The 24702-nt window shown below is 74.6% G+C and carries 25 protein-coding genes and 2 pseudogenes; 15 read left to right on the forward strand and 12 right to left on the reverse strand.

Translation table 11 applies throughout. The features are described from left to right. Window positions 1–20 precede the first annotated feature (20 nt). Window positions 21–1199, reverse strand: a complete 1179-nt coding sequence (locus ACYVHQ_RS12785) for an epoxide hydrolase family protein (protein WP_460513632.1) — start codon at window positions 1197–1199, stop codon at window positions 21–23. Between the two features lie 113 nt (window positions 1200–1312). On the opposite strand from ACYVHQ_RS12785, the gene ACYVHQ_RS12790 reads away from it, so the two are divergent. Next, window positions 1313–1906, forward strand: a complete 594-nt coding sequence (locus tag ACYVHQ_RS12790) for a MarR family winged helix-turn-helix transcriptional regulator (RefSeq protein ID WP_460513634.1) — start codon at window positions 1313–1315, stop codon at window positions 1904–1906. Next, window positions 1903–2817, forward strand: coding sequence for an NmrA family NAD(P)-binding protein (locus ACYVHQ_RS12795; RefSeq protein WP_460513636.1), 915 nt, complete (start codon window positions 1903–1905; stop codon window positions 2815–2817). Before ACYVHQ_RS12790 ends, ACYVHQ_RS12795 begins: the two co-directional genes overlap by 4 nt. A gap of 74 nt (window positions 2818–2891) precedes the next feature. Here ACYVHQ_RS12795 and ACYVHQ_RS12800 read toward each other — a convergent pair whose 3' ends face one another. The 9 genes from ACYVHQ_RS12800 to ACYVHQ_RS12840 all read right to left on the reverse strand — a co-directional run bounded on the left by ACYVHQ_RS12800 (window position 2892) and on the right by ACYVHQ_RS12840 (window position 11395). Next, window positions 2892–3458: a GrpB family protein gene (locus ACYVHQ_RS12800; protein ID WP_460513638.1), complete on the reverse strand. Its 567-nt coding sequence runs from the start codon at window positions 3456–3458 to the stop codon at window positions 2892–2894. 72 nt (window positions 3459–3530) lie between these two features. Next, on the reverse strand, window positions 3531–4061 hold the full coding sequence (locus ACYVHQ_RS12805) for a putative immunity protein (protein WP_460513640.1): 531 nt from the start codon (window positions 4059–4061) through the stop codon (window positions 3531–3533). A gap of 8 nt (window positions 4062–4069) precedes the next feature. Continuing rightward, a complete protein-coding gene (locus ACYVHQ_RS12810) occupies window positions 4070–5053 on the reverse strand; it encodes a carbohydrate ABC transporter permease (RefSeq protein ID WP_460513641.1) in 984 nt (327 codons plus the stop codon). Then, complete coding sequence (locus ACYVHQ_RS12815; RefSeq protein WP_460513643.1) at window positions 5050–6189, reverse strand: carbohydrate ABC transporter permease; 1140 nt, start codon at window positions 6187–6189, stop codon at window positions 5050–5052. The genes ACYVHQ_RS12810 and ACYVHQ_RS12815 overlap by 4 nt, the downstream gene beginning before the upstream one ends. Window positions 6190–6305: 116 nt before the next feature. Then, window positions 6306–7664 (reverse strand): ABC transporter substrate-binding protein, encoded by a 1359-nt coding sequence (locus ACYVHQ_RS12820; protein ID WP_460513646.1) that lies wholly within the window; start codon window positions 7662–7664, stop codon window positions 6306–6308. A gap of 66 nt (window positions 7665–7730) precedes the next feature. Beyond that, complete coding sequence (locus tag ACYVHQ_RS12825) at window positions 7731–8594, reverse strand: ABC transporter ATP-binding protein (protein ID WP_460513648.1); 864 nt, start codon at window positions 8592–8594, stop codon at window positions 7731–7733. Next, window positions 8591–9604, reverse strand: coding sequence for a FecCD family ABC transporter permease (locus ACYVHQ_RS12830; protein WP_460513650.1), 1014 nt, complete (start codon window positions 9602–9604; stop codon window positions 8591–8593). Before ACYVHQ_RS12830 ends, ACYVHQ_RS12825 begins: the two co-directional genes overlap by 4 nt. A 1-nt stretch (window position 9605) precedes the next feature. Beyond that, the gene (locus ACYVHQ_RS12835) at window positions 9606–10385 is read right to left on the reverse strand and encodes a class I SAM-dependent methyltransferase (protein WP_460513652.1); all 780 of its coding nucleotides are present in this window, start codon (window positions 10383–10385) and stop codon (window positions 9606–9608) included. Further along, window positions 10382–11395 carry an ABC transporter substrate-binding protein gene (locus ACYVHQ_RS12840; protein ID WP_460513654.1) on the reverse strand — a complete coding sequence of 338 codons (1014 nt, stop codon included), beginning with the start codon at window positions 11393–11395 and terminating at the stop codon, window positions 10382–10384. The genes ACYVHQ_RS12835 and ACYVHQ_RS12840 overlap by 4 nt, the downstream gene beginning before the upstream one ends. A 165-nt stretch (window positions 11396–11560) precedes the next feature. Here ACYVHQ_RS12840 and ACYVHQ_RS12845 point away from each other — a divergent pair, with 165 nt between their 5' ends. From ACYVHQ_RS12845 to ACYVHQ_RS12895, 11 genes and pseudogenes are all read left to right on the forward strand, one after another. Beyond that, window positions 11561–11866, forward strand: a complete 306-nt coding sequence (locus ACYVHQ_RS12845; RefSeq protein ID WP_460513655.1) for a hypothetical protein — start codon at window positions 11561–11563, stop codon at window positions 11864–11866. 95 nt (window positions 11867–11961) lie between these two features. Next, window positions 11962–12696, forward strand: a complete 735-nt coding sequence (locus ACYVHQ_RS12850; RefSeq protein ID WP_460513657.1) for an NADPH-dependent F420 reductase — start codon at window positions 11962–11964, stop codon at window positions 12694–12696. Between the two features lie 59 nt (window positions 12697–12755). Then, complete coding sequence (locus tag ACYVHQ_RS12855) at window positions 12756–13625, forward strand: SDR family NAD(P)-dependent oxidoreductase (RefSeq protein WP_460513659.1); 870 nt, start codon at window positions 12756–12758, stop codon at window positions 13623–13625. An 84-nt stretch (window positions 13626–13709) separates the two neighbouring features. After that, window positions 13710–13805 (forward strand): annotated as a pseudogene (locus ACYVHQ_RS12860) (DivIVA domain-containing protein); the annotation flags it as partial. Window positions 13806–13814: 9 nt separating this feature from the next. Continuing rightward, a pseudogene (locus ACYVHQ_RS12865) lies at window positions 13815–13967 on the forward strand (DivIVA domain-containing protein); the annotation flags it as partial. A 136-nt stretch (window positions 13968–14103) separates the two neighbouring features. Further along, window positions 14104–14466: a hypothetical protein gene (locus ACYVHQ_RS12870; RefSeq protein ID WP_460513661.1), complete on the forward strand. Its 363-nt coding sequence runs from the start codon at window positions 14104–14106 to the stop codon at window positions 14464–14466. Window positions 14467–14635: 169 nt separating this feature from the next. Further along, window positions 14636–15946, forward strand: a complete 1311-nt coding sequence (gene melA / locus ACYVHQ_RS12875; RefSeq protein WP_460513663.1) for an alpha-galactosidase — start codon at window positions 14636–14638, stop codon at window positions 15944–15946. Then, entirely contained in the window at window positions 15943–16860 is a 918-nt protein-coding gene (locus tag ACYVHQ_RS12880) for a class II fructose-bisphosphate aldolase (protein WP_460513665.1), read from the forward strand. The genes melA and ACYVHQ_RS12880 overlap by 4 nt, the downstream gene beginning before the upstream one ends. A gap of 17 nt (window positions 16861–16877) precedes the next feature. Continuing rightward, window positions 16878–17759: an SIS domain-containing protein gene (locus tag ACYVHQ_RS12885; RefSeq protein WP_460513667.1), complete on the forward strand. Its 882-nt coding sequence runs from the start codon at window positions 16878–16880 to the stop codon at window positions 17757–17759. A gap of 14 nt (window positions 17760–17773) precedes the next feature. Further along, complete coding sequence (locus ACYVHQ_RS12890; protein ID WP_460513668.1) at window positions 17774–18736, forward strand: carbohydrate kinase family protein; 963 nt, start codon at window positions 17774–17776, stop codon at window positions 18734–18736. Further along, window positions 18733–19665 (forward strand): 1-phosphofructokinase family hexose kinase, encoded by a 933-nt coding sequence (locus ACYVHQ_RS12895; RefSeq protein WP_460513670.1) that lies wholly within the window; start codon window positions 18733–18735, stop codon window positions 19663–19665. The genes ACYVHQ_RS12890 and ACYVHQ_RS12895 overlap by 4 nt, the downstream gene beginning before the upstream one ends. A 326-nt stretch (window positions 19666–19991) precedes the next feature. On the opposite strand, the gene nagA is transcribed toward ACYVHQ_RS12895, so the two are convergent. Together nagA and ACYVHQ_RS12905 are read right to left on the reverse strand one after the other, a co-directional pair. Continuing rightward, window positions 19992–21236, reverse strand: a complete 1245-nt coding sequence (gene nagA, locus ACYVHQ_RS12900) for an N-acetylglucosamine-6-phosphate deacetylase (protein WP_460513672.1) — start codon at window positions 21234–21236, stop codon at window positions 19992–19994. Next, entirely contained in the window at window positions 21233–22204 is a 972-nt protein-coding gene (locus ACYVHQ_RS12905) for an ROK family protein (RefSeq protein ID WP_460513674.1), read from the reverse strand. The genes nagA and ACYVHQ_RS12905 overlap by 4 nt, the downstream gene beginning before the upstream one ends. Window positions 22205–22328: 124 nt before the next feature. On the opposite strand from ACYVHQ_RS12905, the gene ACYVHQ_RS12910 reads away from it, so the two are divergent. Then, complete coding sequence (locus ACYVHQ_RS12910) at window positions 22329–23117, forward strand: DeoR/GlpR family DNA-binding transcription regulator (protein ID WP_460513675.1); 789 nt, start codon at window positions 22329–22331, stop codon at window positions 23115–23117. Window positions 23118–23436: 319 nt separating this feature from the next. Beyond that, window positions 23437–24693 carry a Gfo/Idh/MocA family protein gene (locus ACYVHQ_RS12915; protein ID WP_460513677.1) on the forward strand — a complete coding sequence of 419 codons (1257 nt, stop codon included), beginning with the start codon at window positions 23437–23439 and terminating at the stop codon, window positions 24691–24693. The last annotated feature ends 9 nt before the right edge of the window (window positions 24694–24702 follow it).

Below are 24702 nucleotides of genomic sequence, written 5' to 3' on the forward strand. Positions count from 1 at the left end.
CGGTGGAGCGCCGCGTGCGGTCAGCGCAGGGACCGGAAGGTCTCCCGGATGTCGGCGACGAGCAGCTCGGGCTGCTCGAGCAGCGCGAAGTGCCCGCCACGGGCCACCTCCGAGTAGTGCACCAGCCGGGCGTACCGACGCTCGGCCCAGCGACGCGACCGGCGGACGTACTCGCCGGGCATCACGCTGAGGCCGACGGGCACGGTCAGCGGTGCCTCGACGGTGCCGGGGCTCGACCAGCCACCGCGGCCTGACTCCCAGTACATCCGCGCGGCCGAGGCGCCGGTGCCGGGCAGCCAGTAGAGCATGATGTCGTCGATCATCTCGTCGAGCGAGAAGAGGGCCTCCGCGTCGCCGTGCTCGTCGTGCGAGCCCCCGACGTCCTGGAACAGGGCGTAGATCCAGGCGGCGAGACCGACGGGGGAGTCCGTCAACGAGTATCCGATGGTCTGCGGGCGGGTCGCCATCTGCTGCGAGTAGGCCGAGAGCTCCCGCCAGTAGTGGCCGCCCTCTCGGAGCATGGCCTGCTCCTCGGGGGTCGCGTCCCGTGCCTCCTGGTCGGTGGGCGTGAAGAGGGCCATGGTGAAGTGGACGCCGGCGAGCCCGATGCCCCGGGCGCTCTCGAGGGCCGCCAGCTCGGCGGTGACGGTCGCTCCGAGGTCGCCGCCCTGGGCGAACCAGCGCGAGTAGCCGAGGCGCTGCATCAGCACGGCCCAGGCCTCCGCGGTGCGCCGCAGGTCCCACCCGGTGCCGGTGGGCTTGGCGGAGAACCCGAAGCCGGGCAGGCTCGGCACGACGACGTCGTAGGCGTCCTCGGCGCGACCGCCGTGGGCCTCGGGGTCCGTGAGCGGCCCGACGGCGTGGCGGAACTCCAGCACGGAGCCGGGCCATCCGTGGGTCAGCAGCAGGGCGCGAGCGCCGGGCACCGCCGACCGCACGTGCACGAAGTGCACCTCGAGCCCGTCGATCTCGGTCGTGAACTGGCCCCAGCCGTTCAGCAGCGCCTCGGTGCGGCGCCAGTCGTAGGCGGTCGCCCAGTGCTCGACGAGGGCCTGGACCTTCTCGAGCCTCGGCCCCTGCGAGGTGTCGGGGACGGTCTCCCGGTCGGGCCAGCGGGTGGCGAGGAGCCGTCGGCGGAGGTCGTCGAGGTCGGCCTGGGGGACCTCGAGGGTGAACGGGACGACGGCGGTGCTGGTCATGGGGGCTCTCTTCTCAGGAGGTGCGAGGGGCGGCCGACGGACTGGGCCGGTCAGATCCTCACTGGACGAGATGATCTTGGCACAAGACGATCTCGATGGCGTACGGTTTGAGCATGACGAACGACGAGGCGCTGCCCACCGACGGCGACCTGCCGGAGATCGACTGGGGCGCGCGGGGCATCGAGACGGAGCTCGGCTGGGCGCTGCCGGCCGTGCTCGACGGGTTCGTCCGCTCGGGCACCGGCGCCGTGGCCGACGTGCCGGGCGGCCCCCGGGGCTACCAGGTGCTCGTCGCCATCACGACGGAGCAGCCGTCGTCGCAGCTCGCGCTGGCCCAGCGGCTCGGCATCGACAAGACCCAGATGACCTACGTCGTCGACGCGCTCGAGCAGGGCGGCTTCGTCGACCGCCGGCCGGACCCGCGCGACCGCCGTGTGCGCCAGGTGCGCCCCACGGAGGCGGGGCTCGTGCTCGTCGAGAGCGCGCGCTCCGCGCTCCGCGCGACCGAGGGCCTCCTGATGCGGCACCTCGCCCCCGAGGAGCAGCTCACGCTGAGGCGCCTGCTCGCCCGCGTCGCCCTGGGAGCCGCCGACGTCCCGTCGAGCCTCCCCGACCAGCTCGCGGCGACGGACCATCCCGTCGCCGCCCCCGACCGCTCGCGCCGCGTGCGCGACCACGCCCCGACGGATCGAGACCCCACGCCATGACCACCACCGTCCTCCTCGCCGGCGCCACCGGCGACCTCGGCCAGCGCATCCTGCGCGAGCTCCTCACGCACGACGTCCGCGTGCGCGTGCTGACCCGTCCCGGCAGCGGGAGCGCCGCCTCCCTCGCGGCCGACGACCGGGTCGACGTGGTCGTCGCGGCGTACGACGACCACGCCGCCCTCACCGAGGCGGCCCGCGGGGTCGACGTCGTGGTCTCGGCGGTCAGCGGCACCCGGTCCGTGATCGTCGACGCACAGCGCGCCCTGCTGGCGGCCACGGTGGAGGCGGGGGTGCCCCGCTTCGTGCCGTCGGACTGGTCGGCCGACTACCGCTCGATCGACGTGGGCAGCAACCGCAACTTCGAGCTCCGCCGCGAGTTCGCCGCCGACGTCGACGCGGCGCCCGTGCGCGCGACGTCGGTGCTCAACGGCATGTTCACCGAGCTGCTCACGGGCGACGCCCCGCTCGTCCTGTTCGGTCGTCGCAAGGTCCTGTACTGGTCGAGCGCCGACCAGGTGCTCGACTTCACCACCAAGGACGACGTCGCCCGCGTCGCCGCCCTCGTGGCCCTCGACCCCGACGCCCCGCGGGTGGTCGAGGTCGCGGGGTCGAGCACGACGGCCCGCCAGATCGCGCGCACCCTGACCGAGCTGACCGGCACGCCGTTCGGCCTGCAGTGGGCCGGCACTACGGCGACCCTGTCGGCGATGAGCAAGGTCGGCCGTCGCCTGTCGAAGGACGACGACGAGGCGTTCCCCGCGTGGCAGGGCATGCAGTACTTCGTCAGCATGTTCAGCGGCCAGGCGCAGCTGCGGCACGTCGACGACGACCGCTTCGGTCCGCACGAGTGGACCACCGTCCGCGACGTGCTCGCCGGGCACCTGGCGCGCACCGCTCGCGCGGGCAGCTGAGCCGGGCCGCCGACACGGGCCGCCGACGCGGGCCGGGGCGGCCCGCCGGGCAGCGGCGACGGGCGCGGCCGTGCTCAGCCCCCGCGGGCGGCCCTCGCCCGCTCCTTGATCGCGGTGATCACCGCGGTCTTGGCGTCGGCGTAGTCGTTCGTGTCGTCCCAGCGCCGACCCATCAGCTCGCGCTTGGTGCGCTCGTAGAGGTCCCGGTCGTCGGCGTCCGCACGGAGGTGGTCGCGCAGGAGGAGGTACTCGCCGACCGCGGGATCGTCCCGTTCGTAGAGGTGGACGTGCACGTCGCGGGCCGGCGTGCGCACGAGGCGGTGCCCGGGCTCTCGCACGCGCAGCTCGTACCCGGCGGCGAGCAGCCGTTCGACGTGGTCCTCCTCGGCCGTGATGTCGTCGACGGCGACCACGAGGTCGACGATGGGCTTCGCGGCGAGACCGGGCACGGAGGTCGAGCCGATGTGCTCGACGTCGACGTCGCTCCCGGCGAGGGCGTCCCGGATGCGCTGCTCGTGGTGCCGGTACGTCACCGCCCACCGCGGGTCGTGCTCGTGCAGGGCGACCCGGAGCACCTCCGGGCCGCCGACGATGTCGACGGTCGTGACGTCGGGGCGGCGTCGGTCGTGGCTGTCGTTCACCCGGCCATCGTCGCAGGGGGAACGCGGTCGGCGAGCCCCCGTCGGCGGCGCGTGGCCCACCCGGGGGAGGGATCAGCGGCCGCGGCCCAGCGCCTCCTGGATCTCTCGGATCGTCGCGCCGAGCGCTCCGGACGCGAGGAGGCCCGCACCGAGCGGCCCCGCGCGGTCCTCACCGAGCCGCGGCAGCTGGTGCAGCGCCGCCGCGGTCGGCCCGTCGAGCTGCGCGAGCTGCCACGCGATCTCGGTGGCCCCCGTGCCCGGCGCCCCGAGCTCGACCGCCTTCACCGCGTAGGCGGCGGCTCCCAGGGCGTGCGCGCCCATGTGCGCGACGCCCGAGGCCTGGCCGGCCGCCCGCGCCGCCGCGACCGCGGTCGGCGTCGTGACGGAGCCGACCGCGCGGCCGGCGTCGAACCGACGACGGATCTCGCCCGCCGTGTCGAGCTCGCCCCGCGCGAACGCTCGTGCCCGGGCGATGCCGTCGCGCGGCCGGTCGTCGTCGGGCGCCTCCGCCTCGAACATCGGCAGGGCCCTCTCCGCGCAGTCCGCGGCCCACGCGGCGACGAGGCGCCGGTCGGCCTCGGACAGCGCCTGCGGAGAGGGCACCCGGTCGCCTAGCCCTTCGTCGCCCCGGCGAGCAGGCCCCGCACGAAGAAGCGCTGCAGGGCGAAGAACACGATGAGCGGCACGATGATCGAGATGAACGCGCCGGCCGTGAGCAGCTCCCACGACTGGCCGTACGAGCCCGAGAGGTCCTGCAGGGCCTTCGTGATCGGCAGGCCCCGCCCCGACGTGAAGACGGTCGCGACGAGCAGGTCGTTCCACACCCACAAGAACTGGAAGATGCCGAAGGAGGCGATGGCCGGGACCGCCAGCGGCAGCACGATCCGGAAGAACACCTGCCCGTGGCCCGCGCCGTCCATCCGGGCCGCCTCGATGACCTCGCCCGGGATCTCCGAGATGAAGTTGTGCAGCATGAAGATCGCGAGCGGCAGCGCGAAGATCGTGTGCGCGATCCACACCTTCGCGAACGACCCGTCGAGGCCGTTCACCCCGAGCCCGGGGAGGATGTAGAGCCCGCCGATGCGCAGGCCGTCCGAGAACAGTCGGAGCAGCGGCACGAGCGCCATCTGGATCGGCACGATCTGCAGGGCGAACACGAGCACGAAGAGCGTGTTGCGGCCCTTGAAGTCGATCCACGCGAACGCGTACGCGGCGAGGCTGGCGATCGTGATCGGGATGAGGGCCGCCGGCAGGGTGATCACGAGCGAGTTGAGGAACGCCTTGCCGAGCGTGAGGCTGTCGCCGCTGTTGAGCGCCGAGACGTAGTTGTCGAGCGTGAAGCCCGGGTTGCTGAAGACCGTCCACCAGCCGGTGGTCTTGATCTCGGTCGCCGGCCGGAACGACGAGATGAACAGGCCGGCGGTCGGCAGCGTCCACAGCACGGCGATGACCAGGGCGGCGATGGTGGCGCCGCGACTCGTCGTGGCGCGCCGCACCTTGCGGCTCGAGCCCTCGATCTTCGACAGGCCGCGCTCGAGCTGGCGCTCGGTGCCCTGGGAGACGGGGACGCCGATGGGGGTCGGGGTGGTGCTCATCGGATCTCCCTCTGCTTCTGGATCTGGCGGGCGTTGTAGACGACGATCGGCAGCACGAGCACGAAGAGGATCACGGCGAGGGCCGAGCTGTACCCGGCGCGGCTGCCGAGCTGGAACTGGCGCACCATCTCGAACGCGAGGATCGTCGTGTCGTTGCGGCCGCCGGTCATGGCCGAGACGATGTCGTAGACCTTGAGCGAGGCGATCGAGATCGTCGTGAGCACGACGATGATCGTCGTCCGGATGCCCGGGACCGTGATGTTCCAGAAGGCCTGCCAGGCGTTCGTGCCGTCGAGCGAGGCGGCCTCCAGCTGCTCGGCGGGCACGCCCTTGATGGCCGCCGAGAGCACGGTCATGGCGAAGCCGGCCTGCGTCCAGATGAGCACGACGACGAGCAGCAGGGTGTTCCACGGCTCGAGGCCGAGCCAGTCGACGGGCTGCGCGCCGAACTGCACGAGGATCCCGTTGAGCAGGCCGATCTGCTCGCCCTGACGGACGTCGTAGAGGAACTTGAAGATGATCGAGGCACCGACGAACGAGATCGCCATGGGCATGAACACGAGCAGCTTGAAGAACTTCTCGCCGCGGCTCTTGTCGATGAACACCGCGTAGGCGAGGCCGATGCCCGTCGCGGTGATCGGAGCCAGCAGCACCCAGATGAGCGTGTTGACGAACGCGGTCACGCCGTCGGGGCTGGTGAAGACCCAGATGAAGTTGTCGAGGCCCGCGAAGCCCGACCCGTCGTTCTTCATGAACGCCTGGGCGGTCGTGGTGATCGTCGGGTAGATGAGCCCCACGATGAGGAAGAACACGGCCGGGGCCATGAACGCGATGAGCTGCAGCAGGTACCCCGCGCCGCGCTTGGAGCGGTAGTCGAGCAGGAACAGCACGCCACCGAGCACGGCGGCGACGCCCGCGACCCACATCACCGAGCCGTACAGCCCGAACGCCAGGAGGAGCCCCACCGGGACGAGGACGCACACGGCCAGGCGGAGCAGCGTGTACGGACGGCCACGTCGTGGCGCGATCTCGACGAACGCCAGGACGACGCCGACGAGCGCGGCGAAGGCGAGGAGGATCAGGGGGATCTGCGCCAGGGGCGGGACTCCCGCCAACCACTGGAAGAAGCTGGACATCGCTGTCCTTTCACGGTCGGGTCTCGACGGGGGAGCGTGCGCCGGGTGCCGTGGGGCCGTCGTGCGCGCGCGAGGCCAGGGGCCACCGACGGGCGGTGGCCCCTGGCGCGGTGCGACTAGGAGGTGTAGCCGGCCTGGATCTCGCTGAGCACCGTCTCGGTGTCCTTGCCGTCGATCCAGTCGACCATGCCCTTCCAGAAGCTGTCGGAGCCGACCGACTTGGGCATGAGGTCCGATCCGTCGAAGCGGAACGTGGTGTCGGTGCCCTGCAGGATCTCGACGGCGCTCTTGAGCAGGTCGCTGCCGGCGTTCTCCGGGTCGAGGCCCTTGTTGGCGCTGATGACGCCGCCCAGCGAGACGCGGCTGTTCGCCCAGTCGGCGCTCGCGAGGTAGGCCTGGACCTTGGCGGTCTCCTCGTCGTTGGAGAACGCGGCCACGAACTCGCCGCCGCCGGTGACGGCCGCGGGGTCGCCCTTCTCCATGGGCGGGGTGAGGAACGCCCAGACGTCGCCGTCCTCGGCGACCGTCACGGGCTCGCCGTCGGCGTTCTGCGCCTCGGTGAGGAAGCCCTCGAAGAAGGAGGCCTGGTGGTGCAGGGCGCAGGTGCCGTTCGCGACGTTCGTCGCGACGTCGCCGAAGGCGGTCGAGTTGATGCTCTTCACGTCGCCGTAGCCCGCGTTGACCATCGCGGGGTCCTTGAGGATCTCGCCGACGGCGTCGAACGCCTCGGCGATCGCCGGGTCGGTGAACTCGGTGTCGCCGGCCACCCACGAGTCGTAGGTGTCCGCGCCGCCGCTGCGGAGCACGAGGTCCTCGACCCAGTCGGTGCCGGGCCAGCCCGACGCCTCGCCCGAGTTGAAGCCGGCGCACCAGGGTGCGGTGCCGGTCTTCTCCTGGATGGTCCGCGAGACCTCGAGGAGCTCGTCGTACGTCTCCGGGACCTCGACGCCCCACTCCTCGAACTGCGAGGGGGAGTACCAGACGTAGCCCTTGACGCTCGCCATGAGGGGCGCGCCGTACTGGGTGCCGTCGACCTGGCCGTAGGCCTGCCAGTCCTCCGACCAGTTCTCCTGGACGTTCGCGAGGGCGTCCTCCGGGAGCTCCTGCACCTTGCCCGAGGCGACCGTGTCGGCCAGCAGGCCGGGCTGCGGGAAGATCGCGAGGTCGGGGGTGTCACCGCCCTGGACCTTGATGCCGATCTGCTTCTCGAACTCCTTGTCGCCCGTGTAGCGGATCTCGATGTCGTTCTCGGCCTCCCAGTCGGCCCACGACTCCTCGAGCAGCGTCGCCTCGTCGCCGTTGATCGTGCCGTAGACGTCGACCACGCCGTCGGCCGTGCCGACGTCGCCGGCGCCCGCGCCGCCTCCTGCGTTCGGGTCGTTGGGGTCCGCACCACCGGAGCAGCCGACCAGCAGGAGGCCGGAGGCGGCCAGGACGGCCATGGGGACGGTGACGCGGTGCAAGGGTGCTCGCATGGTGGTTCTCCTCGTTGAGTGCCGTTCAGCACGACGTCGACGTGGAGGTCGTGCTGAGGAGAAGCATCACACACCGATGCACGCCGTGCAGGGCCGTGACGGGTGGTGACGGGGTGGTGTGACCAAGCCGTGATCTGCCGGGGCCGCGGGCGTCGCGCGGAGGCTGTCCTCGAGCTCGACGAGGGCGACGCCGTCCCGCACCCGCACGCTGCCGCGCACGCCGAAGACCTCCGCGAGCGACGACTCGTGGAGCACGTCCGCGGGCGGGCCGGACGCCACGGCTCGCCCGCCGGCGAGGACGAGCAGTTCGTCGCACCACCGTGCGGCCAACGCCAGGTCGTGCAGGACGACGACCACCGTCATCGGGCGCTCGGCGAGCAGGCGCAGCAGGTCGAACTGGTGCCGCACGTCCAGGTGGTTGAGGGGCTCGTCGAGCACCAGCACCGCGGGCTGCTGGGCGAGGGCCCGGGCGACCTGCACCCGCTGGCGCTCCCCGCCCGAGAGGCCGCTCCACCGGCGGCGTCCGAACCCCTCGAGCCCGACGTCCGCGAGGGCGCGGCGGCAGAGGTCGTCGTCTTCCCGGGCGGCACCGCCGAGGCGGCCGCGGTGGGGCAGGCGACCGAGGCGCACGACGTCCTCGACGCGGTGGTCGATGTCGCTGGCGGTCTCCTGCCCGACGAAGGCCAGGCGCCGCGCGACCTGCCTGCCGCCGTGCTCGCCGAGGGGTCGACCGTCGAGCCGGACCTCGCCCGCGTCGGCGGCCGTGATGCCCGCCAGGCACCGCACGAGCGTCGACTTGCCCGAGCCGTTCGGTCCGACGACGCCGAGCACCCGGCCCCCGTCGACGTGGAGGTCGACCCCCTCGAGCAGGACGGCACCGCGCTCCGCGCGACCGAGCCCGTGCGCCGACAGCGAGCCTCCGGTGCTCACGCGGCCTCCCTCCGACGCAGGACGATCAAGAAGGCCGGTACGCCCACGAGGGCCGTGACCACGCCGACCGGGACCTGCTGCGGCGCGAAGGCCACCCTGCCGAGCAGGTCGGCGAGCACCAGGAAGGCGCCCCCGGCGAGCAGCGACACGGGCAGCAGGAGGCGGTGGCCCGGCCCGACGAGCCGACGCGCGGCGTGCGGCACGATGAGCCCGACGAAGCCGATGGCGCCGACCGCGGCCACGATCGCGGCGGTCGCCGCGGCAGCGCCGACGAGCACGACGACCCGCAGCGCGCGGACGTCGATGCCGAGCGTCACGGCCGTGTCCTGCCCGAACGAGAGCGCGTCGAGCGACGGCGCGACGAGCTGGAACGCCGCGGCGGCGACGACCACGACGACGGTGCACAGCAGCACCGAGGACCATCGGGCCGCGGCGAGCGAGCCCAGCAACCAGTAGGTGAGGCCCCGCGTGGAGTCCGCGTCGCCGAACGCGGTCACGACGAGCGAGGTGAGCGCCGAGAAGAGCTGACCGACGACGACGCCCGTGAGCACGATGCGGCTCGACGTGACGGGCCCACGACCCATGAGCAGGAACACGATGCCGAACGACACGAGCCCGCCGACCAGCGCCCCCGCCGAGAGCGACAGGGTGCCCGACCCCACGCCGAGCACGAGCACGAGGACGGCGCCCGTCGACGCTCCCGACGAGACGCCGAGCAGGTAGGGCTCGGCCAGGGCGTTGCGGGTCACGGCCTGCAGCACGCAGCCGCAGGCGGCGAGGCCCGCTCCGGCGACCGCGGCGAGGAGGATGCGGGGCACGCGCAGCTCCCACACGATCGAGTCGGTGAGGCGGGGCAGCGGCTCCACGGGGAGGTGGAGGTGCGTGCCCACCGAGCGCAGCGTCTGCGCCCAGGTCACCGTGCCGCCTCCTGCCGCGAGGCCGACGACGGCGACGGCGACGAGGGCGACCAGGAGGCCCGCCAGCGTGGCGACGGAGCGCGCCCTGGTCACGTCAGCGCCGGGCGAGCACGACGAAGTCGTCGAGGTGCTGCCAGAGGGGCCCTGCCTCGGCGAACCCGGCGACGCGGAGGGCCTCGACGTGGAAGGCGAGGCTGAGGTCCGGGTTCGGCGGACGGTCGGCGAAGCGGCGCTCGCGCTCGGCGGCCAGTCGGCCGTACCGCTCGACGGCGACGAGGTCGGCCCACCACTCGTCCCAGGTCGCGGCGCCCGCCTCCCTCCCCGTGGCCTGCGTCCGCTGGTCGTCGAGGTCGCTGAGCTCGGCGAACAGCGCGCGGCCGTCGGCGTGCCGCAGGTGGTCGGCGTTCAGCACGACGCCCTGCTCGGTCACGACGCCCGCGAGGTCCGCGTACACGCGGGCCAGCACGTCGGCGGGCAGCCAGTGCAGTGCGGTCGAGCTGAGCACCGCGTGCGGCGCGACGCCGTCGAGCACCGTCGTCCAGTCACGGTCCCAGAGGTCCGCGTCGACGAAGCGGACGTGGTCCCCACGGTCGGCGAGGGCCGTGCGACCGAGCTCGAGGAGCACGGGGTCGTAGTCGACGGCGACGCAGGTGACGTCGGGTCGGCGGTCGAGCACGCGGCGGCTGATGGAGCCGGGGCCGCTGGCGAGGTCGAGCACGACCCCGCCCTGCGGCACGACGTGGTCGACGACGTCGAGCATGATCTCGAAGCGTCCTTCACGGTCGGTCACGTAGGCGGCCTGTTGGGCGTCCCACGCGGCGAGCAGGGCCTGCGCCTCCGCGATCTCGGGGGAGGTGGGCGAGCTGGTGGTCATCGGGTCTCCTCCGAGAGGTCGACCAGGGCGGTCGAGAGGGTCTGCAGGGCGTCGATGCTGCGCACCGACGGGTCGAGCTCGGTGGCGGGGATCGCGACGAGGTGGTCCTGCCGCACCGCGGCGAGGCTGGCGGTCACGGGGTCGGCGCGCAGCGACGCGATCTTGTCCTCGGCGCTGTCGCCCGCGAGGCCGCGGGACAGGTCGGCGAGCACGAGGACGTCCGGGTCGCGCTGCGCGATCTCGTCCCAGGTGGTCTCCGCCCACTGGGCGTCGAGGTCGTCGAAGGCGTTCTCGGCGCCCGCCAGCTCGCCGAGCGTGTGGGCCAGCCCGTTCGCCCCGGCGACGATCGGGGCGCCCTCCACCGTCGAGTACAGCCACACCACGGAGGGGTCCCCCGTCGTGCCGGCGTCGGCCTCGACGTCGTCGAGCGTCGCGCGCTGTTCGGCGACGAGCGCGTCGCCGCGGTCCTGCACGCCGAAGATCGCCGCGAGGTCGTCGACCTCGGCGAAGAGCTGCTCGAAGCCGACGTCGTCGGTGACGAGGTCGGGGTCCTCGCAGTCGTTGGACGAGAGGTAGGCCGGCACGCCCAGGTCGACGAGCTCCGTGCGGGCCCCGGCGGCCTCCGGCCCGAAGGCCGAGGCGCGCATCGAGTACGCGAAGTCGGGCTCGGCGGCGCGGAGCTGCTCCGTGGTCGGGTACTGGTCGGCGAGGACCGGCACCTGCGCGTAGGCGTCCTCGAGCTCGGGGGCGACGGCGTCGGTGAGGTAGCTCGTGCCGATCATGCGGTCCTCGAGGCCGAGGGCGAGCATGAGCTCGGTGGCTCCCTGCTCGAGGGCGACGGCCCGCTCCGGCGGCGCGGTGACGGCGAGGTCGAGGCCGCAGCTCGAGAGGGTCGTGGTGGGGCCCTCGGCGGAGGGGGCGTCCGCCGTGGCGGCGCAGGAGGCGAGCGAGAGGGCGAGCGCCGGCACGAGGGCCAGGGGGAGCGCTGTCTTACCGATAATGATTTTCACAATCAGCGAGTGTGCCACACGGGGGAGGGTCCTCCCGGCCGCGCTGGGGCGACGCCCCTTGCACCCCCCCCCCCCGAAGAGGTGACCAATCGTCATGCCGAAGTCCTCCGAACACCTCGTGGACGGACGGGCCCCACCATCCCGCCCCCGGACAGAGGAGACGTCGTGACCATCTACGCACCCGCACCCGCCGACATCGCTGCGCCGACGCCCCGACCGGCCGGCCTCGACGGCCTGCCCGCCTCCGCGGAGGCCGCTCCCGTCCGACTCGACCTGGGCTCGTTCCCCGTGCTCGTCGCCTGGATCCGCCCGGACACCTGGTCCGTGACGGAGATCATCGGCGGCGCGCGCGTCGTGCACGGCCACCTCCGCGTCGTCGGGCCCCGCTACGCCATGGCCGCCGCGGGGGGCACGCGCCCCGCGCACCGCGACTGGCGCACCGTCATCGCGCGGCACCTCGGCGCGAACTGACGCGGGGCCGTCGCCACGATCACCGCGGGGAATGCAGGATGCCCCACACTCGTTGTCGAGGACGCCGCACGTCGCCACCGCCCCGAGGAGCTCCCATGACCACACCCGCCACGACGCCCACGACCGTGGGGATCCTCGGTGCCGGCAAGGTCGGCACCGTCCTCGCCCGCCTGCTGCACGGCGCCGGGTACCAGGTGCTGCTCGCGGGCTCGGGCGACCCGGAGCGGATCCGGTTGGTCGTCGAGGTCATCGCGCCGGGTGCCCAGGCCGTCACGAGCGAGGAGGCCGCCCGCGCGGCCGACGTCGTCGTCCTCGCGCTGCCGCTCGGCAAGCTGCCCTCGGTGCCGGTCGAGGCCCTCGACGGCAAGCTCGTCGTGGACGCCATGAACTACTGGTGGGAGACCGACGGCCTCCGCGACGACCTGTCCGACGTGCGCACCTCCACCAGCGAGCAGGTGCAGCGGCACCTGCCCGGCTCGGTCGTCGTCAAGGGCTTCAACCACATGGGCTACCACGACCTCGACGAGGGGTCGCTCCCGGCAGGCGACCCCGAGCGGCGCGCGATCGCCCTCGCCGCCGACGACGAGGCCGCGATCGCCGTCGTGGCGGGCATCGTCGACGCCATCGGCTTCGACCCGGTCGTCGTGCCCCGCCTCGCCGATGGCGTCGCGCTCGAGCCCGGCTCGTTGGCGTTCGGCGCGAACGTGGGCGCCGCCGAGCTCGAGGCGATGGTCGCCGGCTTCTGGTCCTCGCAGCGCGGGCTCGCCGTCGGACGCGCCCGGGGTCGCGACGCGGCCCTCGCGGCGACCGAGCCGGCCCCGGTCGGCTGAGGCGGTTCGCGCCTCCTGCACCCCGGACCGCCCCAGGCGGCGCGGGTACCGTGCGGACGATGACCGTCACCGTGCCTCCTGCCCAGCGCCTCGACGACCGCACCGTCGTCCTCACCGGAGCGAGCTCCGGCATCGGCCGTGCCGCCGCGGCGGCCCTCGCCCGCCTCGGGGCGACCGTCGCCGTCGTCGGCCGCGACGAGGAGCGCACCCGTGAGGTCGCCGCCGAGACCGGTGGCACCGCCTACCTCGCCGACTTCTCGCAGCTGTCGCAGGTCCGCGAGCTGGCCGACCGGCTGCTCGCCGACCACCCGCGCATCCACGTGCTGGCGAACAACGCGGGCGGACTGCTGCCCGAGCGGCACGTCACGGGAGACGGCTCCGAGCTCACGTTCCAGTCGAACCACCTCGCGCCCTACCTGCTCACCCGGCTGCTGCTGCCGCGCCTCGTCGAGACGGCCCAGGACGACCGGCCCGGGGTGGTGCGCATCGTGCAGACCTCGAGCGCCGGCAACCTCTTCGGCGACGTCGCCCTCGACGACCTCGACGCGATGCGCGGCCCCTGGCTCGGCGGCATGCGCGCGTACGGCACCGCCAAGCTCGAGAACGTCCTGTTCACGCGCGAGCTCGCCCGGCGACTGACCGGCACGGGCGTCGACGCGTTCGCGTTCCACCCCGGCTTCGTCGCCTCGAGCTTCGGCGGGAACGGGCCCGTCATGTCCCTGATGAAGCGCGCCGCCATCTCGACCGAGCAGGGAGCCGAACCGCTCGTCCGCCTCGCCGGCGCCCCGCGCGTCCCCGCGCCGAGCGGCAACTACTTCGACCGCTTGAGCGCCCCCGGTCGCCTGAACCGGCAGGCCGCCGACCGCGACCTCGCGCGCGGGCTCTGGGAGGCCAGCGCCGAGCGCGTCGGGCTGCCGGCCGACCTCTAGGTCGCGACAGGGTCCTCCTGCCCGAGCGCCTGGCCCGGCCCCCGCGTCCGTGCCAGGATGGCGGGGACGACAGGAGGATGTGACATGTTGGCGAGCGACGTCGCGCAGAAGCGCTTCCGGCCCACGACGTGGCGCGAGGGCTACGACACCGCCGAGGTCGACGCGTTCCTCGACGAGGTCCGGGCCACGTTGGCGGCCGCAGAAGAGGGGCGAGCGGGCCCGGGCGTCACCCCCGTGGTCGTCGTCGAGAAGCGCTTCACGCCGACGAGGTTCCGCAGCGGGTACGACCAGGACGAGGTCGACGATTTCCTCGACGAGATCGTGACGGCCCTGCGTCGGCTCGAGGCGCGCTGAGGGCCGGGCCAGGCCAGGTCAGGCCAGGCCTGACCAGGTCGTCTGGGCAGTTCCGGGCGCGCGTGCCTCCTTCGCGGTAGGTTCACGAAGAATCCTCGACCGATCAAGACGAAGGTGACCCGACATGACCGACCAGACGCCCGGACACGACGCCCGCGCTCCCTACGGCGGCACTCCCTCCGCCCCTCCCGCGAACGGTGCCGGGTACGGCGCTCCCGGCCCCGACGCGGGCACGAAGAAGACCCTCGGGCTCGTCGGGCTCATCGTCGGCATCGTCGGCATCGTCATCGGCGTGCTGTTGGTCCCGTTCCTGGGCCTCGCGCTCGGCATCGTGGCCCTCGTGCTCGGCGTCATGTCGCGTCGTCGCGAGCCTGCCGCCCGTGGCCTCGCCACGGGTGCGATCGTCACCGGCGTCATCGCCATCGTGGCGAGCATCGCCATGTGGATCTACTCGGCGATCGTCATCGCCGAGGCGCTCAACGGCTGACGCTCCGCCGCTCCCACGTCCCGCCCCGCAGCTCGCACCGCGAGCCGCGCGGCGGGACGTCGTGCGTCCGGGCCCGTGAGCGCCGCCGCGTGCTCGATCGTGAGCGAAATCACCACCATTCGCTCAGAAAGGGTTGCGCGGACGGTGTCGATGCTCCACGATCGGTCCCATGACCCGAGTAGCGTTCCTGGGCGCAGGCAGCGTCGTCTTCACCCGCCGACTGATCGCCGACCTCCTCCGGTCCGACGACCTCGGCCCGCTCGACCTGGCCCTCCACGACGTCGACCAGCGCCGTCTCGACGTCGCCGAGGGCACGGCCCGACAGCTCGGCGAGCGAGCCGGCCGCCCGGTCACGGTGCAGGCCACCCTCGACCGCCGGGCCGCCCTCGCCGGTGCCGACTTCGTCATCGACATGGTGCAGATCGGGGGCGTCGCCGCGACCCGCACCGACCTCGAGCTGCCCGCGCGCCACGGCCTCCTGCAGACCATCGGCGACACGACCGGCGTCGGCGGCGTCTTCCGCGCGCTGCGCACGTTCCCGTTCCTCACCGCGCTCACCGACGACATGCGCGAGGTCTGCCCCGACGCGGTCCTGCTGAACTACACGAACCCGATGACCATGAACCTCTGGTGGGCCTCGGTCACGGCCCCCGACATCGCGGCGCTCGGCCTCTGCCACAGCGTGTTCTGGACCGCCCACGACCTGGCCGAGCTCGTCGGCGTGCCGATGGACGAGACCGTGCACCGCGCCGCGGGCGTGAACCACCAGAGCTGGCTGCTCGAGTGGACCCACGAGGGCCGTGACCTCTACCCGCTCCTCGACGAGCGCATCGCGTCCGATCCCGAGCTGCGGCGCCGCGTGCGCGTCGAGATGTACCGCCGCCTGGGGCGCTACCCGACCGAGACCAGCGAGCACTCGTCCGAGTACCTGCCCTGGTTCCTCCGCTCGCCCGAGCAGGTGGAGCGGTTCCGCCTGCGGCCCCTCGAGTACCTCGGCATCAGCGAGGACAACGTCGCCGAGTTCCACGCCGCGGAGGCCGCGCTCGCCGCGGGGACGCCGCTGCCCCTCGAGGACGGTGCCGCCGAGTACGCACCCCAGGTGATCCACTCGCTCGTCACCGGGACGCCGCGCGAGATCCACGCCACCGTGCCGAACCGCGGGCTGATCGACAACCTGCCGCAGGGCGCGGTCGTCGAGGTGCCGACCCTGGTCGGTCCCGACGGCATCGCGCCCCGGCCGATGGGCGCGCTGCCCCCTCAGCTCGCGGCGGTCAACCGCCCCTACCTGTCGGTGGCCGAGCTCACCGTCGAGGCGATGCGGACCGGCGACCCGCTGCTCGTGCGCCAGGCCGTCCTCGTCGACCCCAACGCGTCGTCGACCTTGACGCCCGAGCAGATCTGGCAGCTCTGCGACGAGCTCGTCGTGGCGCACGGCGACCTCCTGCCCGAGCCGCTCCGCGAGACGCTGGTCGCCCCGTGACCGCCACGACCACGCGGGTCCTCGTCGACGCCGCGGTCCGCGCCGGCACCGCCGTGCCGAGCTTCAACGTCATCGGCCTCGAGCACGCGCAGGGCATCGTCCTCGGTGCCGAGCGTGCCGGCACGGGCGTCCTGCTGCAGCTCAGCGAGAACGCGGTCCGCTACCACGGCGGCCTCCGCCCGCTGCTCGCGGCCTGCCACGAGCTCGCGCTCGGCGCCCGCGTCGGCGTCGCGGTGCACCTCGACCACGTCGAGGACCCCGACCTCGTCAGCGAGACCATCGCCCTGGGGCAGGAGGCCGGGGTCGGGTCCGTCATGGTCGACGCGTCGACCCTGCCCTGGGCCGAGAACGTCTCGGTCACGGCCGACGCCGTGCGCCGCGCCCGGGCCGCCGGGCTCTGGGTCGAGGCCGAGCTCGGGGCGATCGGCGGCAAGGACGGCGCGCACGCGCCCGGGGTCCGCACCGACCCCGACGAGGCGGCGGCCTTCGTCGCCGCGACCGACGTCGACGGGCTCGCCGTCGCCGTCGGCAGCTCGCACGCCATGGCCGACCGCAGCGCGGCGCTGGACCTGGACCTGATCGCCCGGCTGGCCGCGGCCGTCCCCGTGCCGCTCGTGCTGCACGGCTCCTCCGGCGTGCCCGACGACGTGCTGCGCGCGGCGGTCGCCGCGGGCATCCGCAAGGTCAACGTCGGCACGGCCCTCAACATCGCCTGGACCGGCGCGGTCCGCGACGTGCTCTCGGCGGACGCCGCCCTCACCGACCCCCGCCGCTACGGCACGCCGGGCCGCGAGGCCGTCGCCGACGCCGTGGCCGCCTTCTGCGCCGTCGTCGCCCCGTCGGCCGCCGCCTCCTGCCCGCCCGCTCCCTCCTCGCACCACGCCCCCGCCTCGCCGGCACCTACCGGCCGGTGACCCCGAAAGGACACGCCATGAGCATCACCAGCACCGAGATCCTCAGCCAGCCCGACACGTGGGACCGCGCGATCGCCGAGGCCCCGGCGACGAGCAGCTCGTTCGGGCTGCCGGGGGAGCGCGTGCTCTTCCTGGGCTGCGGCACCTCGGCCTTCGTCGCGGAGTCGCTCGCCGCGCTCCGCGAGGGCGCCGGCCTCGGCGAGACCGACGCGGCCTACGCCTCCGAGTGGCAGCCCGGGCGTCGGTACGACCGCGTCGTCGCGATCACCCGCTCGGGCACGACCTCGGAGATCCTCTCGGCCCTCGAGCAGGTCGACGCCGACGTCACGACGGTCGCGATCACCGGCGTCGCCGGCTCGCCCGTCACCGAGCTCGTCGACTCCGTGCTCGTGCTCGACTACGCCGACGAGCGCAGCGTCGTGCAGACCCGGTTCCCGACGACCCTGCTGGCCGCCGCCCGCGCCGCCTACGGCGACGACGTGAGCGGCCTCGTCGCGGCCGGTCGCGCCTCGCTCGACCAGCCCTTCGGCATCGACGTCACCCGCTACGACCACTTCGTGTACCTCGGCAGCCGCTGGACCCACGGCCTCGCCCAGGAGGCGGCGCTGAAGGTCCGCGAGGCCGCCCAGGCCTGGAGCGAGTCCTACCCCGCGCTCGACTACCGGCACGGCCCCATCGCGGTGGCGGGCGAGCGCTCCCTCGTGTGGATCCTCGGACCCGCCGACCCGACGCTCGTCGCCGACATCGAGGCCGTCGGCGCGACCGTCGTCGCCGACGACCGCGACCCGCTCGTCCAGCTCGCCGACGCCCACCGCCTCGCCGTGGCGCTCGCCGGGTCGCGCGGCCTCGACCCCGACTCCCCGCGCCACCTCACGCGCTCGGTCGTCCTCGGGGCGTGACCGGGGCTGAAGGGATGACCGCGCAGGAGGCCCGCGTCCTCGTCGCGGGGGACGCCAACGTCGACCTCGTGCTCACCGGCGACGTCGTGCCCCGGTTCGGGCAGGAGGAGCAGCTGCTCGACGGCGCGGCCCTGGTGCTCGGCAGCTCGGCCGGCATCGTCGCCCACGGGCTCGCCCGGCTCGGCGTCGACGTGTCGCTCGTGGCCTGCGTCGGCGACGACGAGTTCGGCCGCGTGACGACCGTGCGGCTGCGCGAGGGCGGTGTCGACACCGGCACCGTCCGCGTGGTGCCCGGCTCGGCGACCGGGCTGTCGGTGGTCCTCAGCGCGCCCGCGGACCGCTCGATCCTCACCGACGTCGGCGCGATGACGGCCGTGCGCGCGGCCGACGTGCGGGCGGCGCTCGCCGCGGCGCGCGACTCCGGTCGGCCGTTCACGCACCTGCACGTCGCGTCGTGGTTCCTGCTGCCGGGGCTCGCGACCGGGCTGCCCGCCCTGTTCGCCGAGCTGCGCGCCGAGGGCGTCACCGTCAGCCTCGACACGAACTGGGACCCCGCCGGACGCTGGGACGGCCTCGCCGAGGCGCTGCCGCACGTCGACGTCTTCCTGCCGAACCTCGAGGAGCTCCGCGCCGTCGCCGCCGTCCTCGGCGGGCCGGCCGCCGACGACGAGTCCGCCGCGCGCGCGATCGCGGCGCACGGGCCGGCCGTCGTGGTCAAGGCCGGTCGCGACGGGGGCTGGTCGCTGCGCGCCGGTGGACCGGTCGTGGCCCACGCCGGGCTCGTGCTCGACGTGGTCGACACCACGGGTGCCGGTGACAGCTTCGACGCCGGCTGGCTCGCGGCCGCGTGCACGGCCACCGCCGACGACCTCGAACGGCTGCGCTGGGCCACCACGGCCGGGTCGCTCTCGACGAGGGCGGCCGGGGGCACGGGCGCGCAGGCGACCCGCGCCGACCTCGCCGAGGTGACCGCGTGATCGTCGTCGCGGCGTTCAGCCCCGCGCTCGACACCACCTACGAGGTCGACGAGCTGGTCCTCGGTGCACCTCACCGCCCCACGACCGTCGTGCGCGTCGCCGGGGGCAAGGCGCTGAACATGGCCCGCGCGGCGAGCCGCCTCGGCGCCGACGTCGTCGCCGTGCCCGTGCTCGGCGGGCACCTCGGCGACCTCGTCGCCGAGCTGCTGGGCGCCGAGGGCGTGCGCGCCCGTGCCGTGCGCACCGAGGTCGGCACCCGCGTCTGCGTGTCCGTCGCCTCGACCGCGGCCGGCACGCTCACCGAGCTCTACGAGCACCCCGTGCCCGTGCCGGAGGCCGCCGTCGACGCCGTGCTCGCCGTCGTCGCCGACGAGCTGCGGACCGGCGCCTGGCTCTCCGTGTCGGGCGGCCTGCCGCGCGGCGCCCGGCCCGGCCTGCTCGCCGTCCTCGCCCGCACCGCCGACGCCGCAGGAGCACGGCTCGCCCTCGACACCCACGGTCCGGCCCTCCTCGAGGTCCTCGACGCGCGGGTGCCGGTCGCCCTGCTCAAGGTCAACCGCGCCGAGGCCGCCGCGGCGCTGGGACTGCCGGAGGCGACCGGCCTCGGGGAGCTCGTGTCGGGACTCCTGACGCGCACCGGCGGGGTCGTCGTCGTCACCGACGGCGTCGGCGGAGCGCTCGCCGCCGACGGGACCGGACGCTGGCACGCGGGCCTGCCCGTGGTCGCCGGCGGGCAGCCGGTGGGCAGCGGGGACTCGTTCCTCGGCGGGCTCGTCGCCGCGCTGGACGCCGGGGCAGGGTTGCAGGAGGCGCTGGCCACCGCCACCGGCGCGGCTGCTGCCAACGCCGAGGTGCCAGGGGCCGGGGCGTTCGCCGCCGAGCGCGCGCGCGAGCTGGCCCGGCTCGTGCGGGTGGTGCCGGTCGGCTGAGGTCGGCCCGGCCTCGCCCCGTCCCGCCCGCCCCGCCCGCCCGGCCCGCCCGGCCCGCCCGGCCCGCCCCCGCGCCGCCCCGAGGGTGTCCACGACACGCGGAGCCGCGGTGGGGCCGGGCCGCCGATCGGGGACGCCGTCGCGCGGACGGTGTCCACGATCGGCGGGTCGGCGGCGAGGCCGTCCGCGTGTCGTGGACACCCTCAGGGGGCGTGGGCACGGGCACGGGCGCGGGGGAGGAAGGACGGTCAGGCCAGGGGTGGCAGGGGGTCGCCGCCCGGCGGCGGGCGCTGGCCGACGTCGGTCCGACGGCCGAGCCCGGTGGGTCAGTCCAGCCAGGCACCGGCGCGCAGCACGCGCACCACGGCGGCGTCGTCGTCGAGCACGACGAGGTCGGCACGGGCGCCGACGTCGAGCCCGGTCCCGACCAGGCCGAGGGCGGCCGCGGCGGTCGTCGACGACGCGCGCACGGCCTCCTGCAGGCTCACGCCGTGCTCGCGCACCAGCCGCCGCAGGCCGCCGGCGACGCTGCCCGTGCTGCCGGCGAGCGAGGTGCCGCCCTCGACGAGGGCGATGCCGTCGCGGACGACGACCGGGCTGCCGGCGATCGTGTAGCGGCCGTCGCCCCAGCCGGCCGCGGCCATGGCGTCGCTGACGAGCACGAGCCGCCCGGCGGCGGCACGGCGCACGAGCTCGGCGGCGTCGCGCGCGACGTGCTCGCCGTCGAGGATCAGTTCCAGCGCGACCCGGTCGTCGACCAGTGCGGCGCCGAGCAGTCCGGGCTCGCGGTGGTGCAGCGGACGCATGCCGTTGTACAGGTGCGTGACGACCGTGGCCCCGGCGTCGAGGCCCGCTCGCGCCTGGTCGGCGGTCGCGTCGGAGTGCCCGAGCGCGACCGTGACCCCGGCCGCCACGAGCGTGCGGATCGCCGCGAGGGCACCGGGCAGCTCGGGGGCGAGCGTCACCATGCGCAGGCGTCCGTCGGCGGCGGCGAGCAGGGCCTCGACCTCGTCGGGCGCCGGGGCGCGCAGGAGGCTCGCCTCGTGGGCGCCGCGCCGCTCGGCCGACAGCCAGGGGCCCTCGAGGTGCACGCCGTCGAGGGTGCCGTCGTCGACGAGCGGGGCCAGCACGGCGAGCGCCCGCTCGAGGTCGGGTCGCGAGGCCGTGGCGACGCTGGCGACCAGGTGCGTGGATCCGGACCGGTGGTGGTGCGCGGCCGCGGCGCGGGCCTCGGTCTCGGTGGCCGCCCCGAAGTCGCTGCCGAGCGCGCCGTGCACGTGCTGGTCGACGAGCCCGGGCACGGCGGTGCCGGGGACGTGCTCGCGGGGGAGGGCGGCGTGCTCGGCAGGCGGCTCACCCGTGCCCGTCGCCCGCACCCTGCCCGCGGCGTCGACGAGCAGCCAGGCGGCGCGCCGGTCGCCGTCGGCGGTGACGAGGCGGTCCAGCGTCAGCAGACGGGGGCCAGCGGCGGCGCCCGGGGCGGCGGCGCCAGGGGTGCCGGCCCCGGTGGTGGCCGCGCCCGGGGCGGCAGCGCCCGTGGTGGCGGCCCCGGTGCCTGCGGCGCGGGTCACGCGAGCACCTCCGTCGCGGCGTGGCGCGCAGCACCCTCGGGGGACGCCCCCGTGCCCAGGGCCCGCGCCGCGAGGAGCGACGCCCCGACCATGGCCGCGGCGTCGCCGTGCACGGCCGGGACGAGCGCCGGGCGTCGCGAGGCCGCGAGGCGCCGATCGAGCGCGGCGCCCAGCGGCGCGAAGAGCAGGTCCCCGGCGAGCGCGAGGCCCCCGCCGACGACGAGCGTCTCGGGGGCGGCGACGGCGCCGATCCAGGCCAGGCAGTCGGCGAGCACGGCGACGAGGTCGTCCCAGGCGGCGACGGCGGCCGGATCGCCCGCACGGACGAGGTCGGTCGCGGTCCGGGCGTCGGGCACCCCGAGGCGCCGGGCGAGGCCACCCGCGGAGGCGACCTCCTCGACGCGGAGCCCGGCCAGCGCCTCCGGTGCGGTGAGCACGACCTGACCGATCTCGCCGGCCCAGCCGCCCGAGGCGAGCGCCTGCCCGTCCGCGACGAAGGCCGAGGCGAGGCCCGTGCCGACCGGCACGAAGGCGAGCCCTCCCGGGCGCCCCGCGCCCGCACCCGAGGCGGCCTCGGCGAGCGCCCCGGCCCGGACGTCCTGGCCGAACCCGACGGGCAGGCCGGAGGCGCGCGCGAGCAGGTCGCGGAGCGGGACGTCCCGCCAGCCCAGCGTCACGGACCGCACCGCGACGCCGCCCGCGTCGTCGACGATGCCGGGCACGACGAGGCCGACCGCCGCGGTGGGGGCGACGCTCCGCGCCTCGTCGACGAGGGCGGCGATCGCGTCGACGGTGCGCACCGCCGCGGCGTCGTCCTGCGGGGTGGCCACGCGGCGCTCCCAGAGGGGGGCCCGGTGGACGGGGTCGTCCGAGCGGACCAGCCGTGCCTTGACGGTGGTGCCGCCGACGTCGACGCCGAGCAGTGCGCCCGTGGGGTCGTGGGCGGTCCCGGCGAGGTGGTCGGCCATGCGGTCCTCCGGAGGTGATCGGCGGTGTGAGCGGGAGTGCCCGCCCCGCTCATGATCGCTCAGACGTGGAGGCGGCACCAGCCTAGGATGACCGGGACCCCGTTCCGCGACCGAGGAGGCCGCCGTGACCCAGCAGCAGCGACTCAACCAGCTGCTCGAGCTCGTGAGCGATCGCGGCAACGTGACCATCGCCGAGATCGGCGAGGCCCTGGGCATCTCTCCGGCGACCGCCCGGCGCGACCTCACGACCCTGGCGGCCCAGCGGCTCGTGACGCGCACGCACGGTGGCGCCTCCGCGCTGGGCAGCGGCTACGAGCTGCCGCTGCAGTACAAGATCGCCCGCCAGGCCGAGGCCAAGCTCGCCATCGCGCGAGCGACGGCCGAGCTGGTCCAGGCCGGCGACTCGGTGGGGCTGAACGGCGGCACGACGACGAGCGAGGTCGCTCGCGAGCTCGGTCGGAGCGACCGCTTCGCGGCGGCCGACGGGAGCGTCGGCGTGACGATCGTCACGAACGCGCTCAACGTCGCCTACGAGCTGTCGGTGCGCTCGCACGTGAAGATCGTGGTCACGGGAGGCGTCTCGCGCCAGCAGTCGTACGAGCTCGTCGGCCCGATGGTCTCGTCGTCGCTGGCCGGCATGGCGCTCGACGTCGCGGTGCTCGGCGTCGACGGCCTCACCTCGCGCTTCGGGGCGACGACCGTGCACGAGGGCGAGGCGGACGTGAGCCGCCAGTTCGCGGCGGTGGCCAAGAAGGTCGTCGTCGTCGCCGACGGCACCAAGCTCGGGCGCTCGACCTTCGCCCGGATCTGCCCCCTCGACGTGCTCGACGTGCTGGTCACCGACCACCCCGTGCCCGACGACCTGCAGCGCGCGCTCGACGCGGCCGGCGTCGAGGTCGTCGTCGCCGGCTGAGCCGAGCGCGCTCCCTCCGCTCCCTCCGCTCCCTCCGCTCCCTCCGCGGCCGCCCCCGCGCCCGTGGCCCGCCAGGCCGCCGCCGCGCGCGGGGCCCGCACGCCCTCCGCCGCGACGCGACGGCACGGTGGTCCGCCCCTCGAGCCGACCCGGGTCTCCTGCACCGGCGCACCCCGGGGTCGCTCCCGGGTCGGGCGTGTTTCGACTGCGTAAAACCGTCCCGCAGCTCCTTCCGTTCAGATCGCGCAGCCACCTACTGTCAATTCATGATCGTTTCGGCTAGCTTCGAGTCATGTTCACGCAACGGAGCGAGGATCCCATGAGCGACGACGCGGCACGCGCCGAGGGCCGACCGGCCCTCCGCGTCGGCGTCGTCGGCATCGGACAGCGCGCGTACATCGCCCACCACGTCGCCGCCTCCGGCGAGGCCGCCGAGCTCGTCGCGGCCGCCGACACGAGCGAGGGCGGCCGGGCCCGCGCCGCCGAGCAGTTCCCCGGCACGACCGTGCACGCCTCGCACCGCGAGATGATCGCCGAGGCCCACCTCGACGCCGCGATCGTCACGACCCCGGACTGGACGCACGCCGAGGTCGCCATCGACCTGCTCCGCGCGGGCGTCGCCGTCTACCTCGAGAAGCCGCTCGCGATCACCCTCGCCGACGCCGACCGCGTGCTCGCCGTCGCCGCCGAGACCGGCACCCCGCTGTACGTCGGCCACAACTTCCGGCACGCCGCGGTCGTGCGGCTCATGCACGAGATCATCGCCCGCGGCGACATCGGCGAGGTGAAGACGGTCTGGGTGCGGCACTTCGTCGGCAACGGCGGCGACTACTACTTCAAGGACTGGCACGCCGACCGCTCCCGCACCGGCACCCTTCTGCTGCAGAAGGCCAGCCACGACCTCGACGTCGTGCACCTGCTCGCCGGCGCCTACACGGAGCGCGTCGTCGGCATGGGCGACCTCATGGTCTACGGCGACGTCACCGACCGTCGCGACCGCAGCGACCAGACCGTCGACGAGTGGTTCTCGTTCGACAACTGGCCCCCGGCGGCCGCGACCGGCCTGAACCCGGTCGTCGACGTCGAGGACGTCTCGATGATGATGATGACGCTCGGCAACGGCGTCCAGGCCAGCTACCAGCAGTGCCACTTCACGCCCGACTACTGGCGCAACTACACGGTCGTCGGCACCGAGGGCCGCCTCGAGAACGTCGGCGACACGGCAGGAGGCGTCGTCAAGGTCTGGAACAGGCGCCACGGCTGGCAGGTAGACGGCGACGTCGAGCACCCGATCTCGGGCGTCGAGACCGGGCACGAGGACGCCGACGTGGACACCGTGCGGGAGTTCCTGGCCTTCGTGGCGCGGGGCGTCCTGCCCACGCTCTCCCCGCTCGCGGCCCGCGCCGCCGTGGCCGCCGGCGCCCTCGCCGCCGAGTCGCTGCGCGACGGGTCGACGCCCCGCGACGTGCCGCCCCTGCCCGAGGCGGTCGTGCGCCACTTCGAGGCGCTCGTCGCGCCTCCTGCCCCCGTGGCAGCCCCCGCCCCCGTTCCCACCACCGCGTCCGCCGCCCGCTGACGCTCCCCG

The organism is Frigoribacterium salinisoli, assembly GCF_054781095.1.

Coding starts and splice junctions, on each gene's coding strand:
- melA (WP_460513663.1), top strand. CDS start 14,636: ATGACCCGAGTAGCGTTCCTGGGCGCAGGCAGCGTCGTCTTCACCCGC.
- ACYVHQ_RS12890 (WP_460513668.1), top strand. CDS start 17,774: ATGACCGCGCAGGAGGCCCGCGTCCTCGTCGCGGGGGACGCCAACGTC.
- ACYVHQ_RS12870 (WP_460513661.1), top strand. CDS start 14,104: ATGACCGACCAGACGCCCGGACACGACGCCCGCGCTCCCTACGGCGGC.
- ACYVHQ_RS12835 (WP_460513652.1), bottom strand. CDS start 10,385: ATGACCACCAGCTCGCCCACCTCCCCCGAGATCGCGGAGGCGCAGGCC.
- ACYVHQ_RS12815 (WP_460513643.1), bottom strand. CDS start 6,189: ATGTCCAGCTTCTTCCAGTGGTTGGCGGGAGTCCCGCCCCTGGCGCAG.
- ACYVHQ_RS12850 (WP_460513657.1), top strand. CDS start 11,962: ATGACCACACCCGCCACGACGCCCACGACCGTGGGGATCCTCGGTGCC.
- ACYVHQ_RS12885 (WP_460513667.1), top strand. CDS start 16,878: ATGAGCATCACCAGCACCGAGATCCTCAGCCAGCCCGACACGTGGGAC.
- ACYVHQ_RS12855 (WP_460513659.1), top strand. CDS start 12,756: ATGACCGTCACCGTGCCTCCTGCCCAGCGCCTCGACGACCGCACCGTC.
- ACYVHQ_RS12915 (WP_460513677.1), top strand. CDS start 23,437: ATGAGCGACGACGCGGCACGCGCCGAGGGCCGACCGGCCCTCCGCGTC.
- ACYVHQ_RS12795 (WP_460513636.1), top strand. CDS start 1,903: ATGACCACCACCGTCCTCCTCGCCGGCGCCACCGGCGACCTCGGCCAG.
- ACYVHQ_RS12905 (WP_460513674.1), bottom strand. CDS start 22,204: ATGGCCGACCACCTCGCCGGGACCGCCCACGACCCCACGGGCGCACTG.
- ACYVHQ_RS12790 (WP_460513634.1), top strand. CDS start 1,313: ATGACGAACGACGAGGCGCTGCCCACCGACGGCGACCTGCCGGAGATC.
- ACYVHQ_RS12810 (WP_460513641.1), bottom strand. CDS start 5,053: ATGAGCACCACCCCGACCCCCATCGGCGTCCCCGTCTCCCAGGGCACC.
- ACYVHQ_RS12820 (WP_460513646.1), bottom strand. CDS start 7,664: ATGCGAGCACCCTTGCACCGCGTCACCGTCCCCATGGCCGTCCTGGCC.
- ACYVHQ_RS12785 (WP_460513632.1), bottom strand. CDS start 1,199: ATGACCAGCACCGCCGTCGTCCCGTTCACCCTCGAGGTCCCCCAGGCC.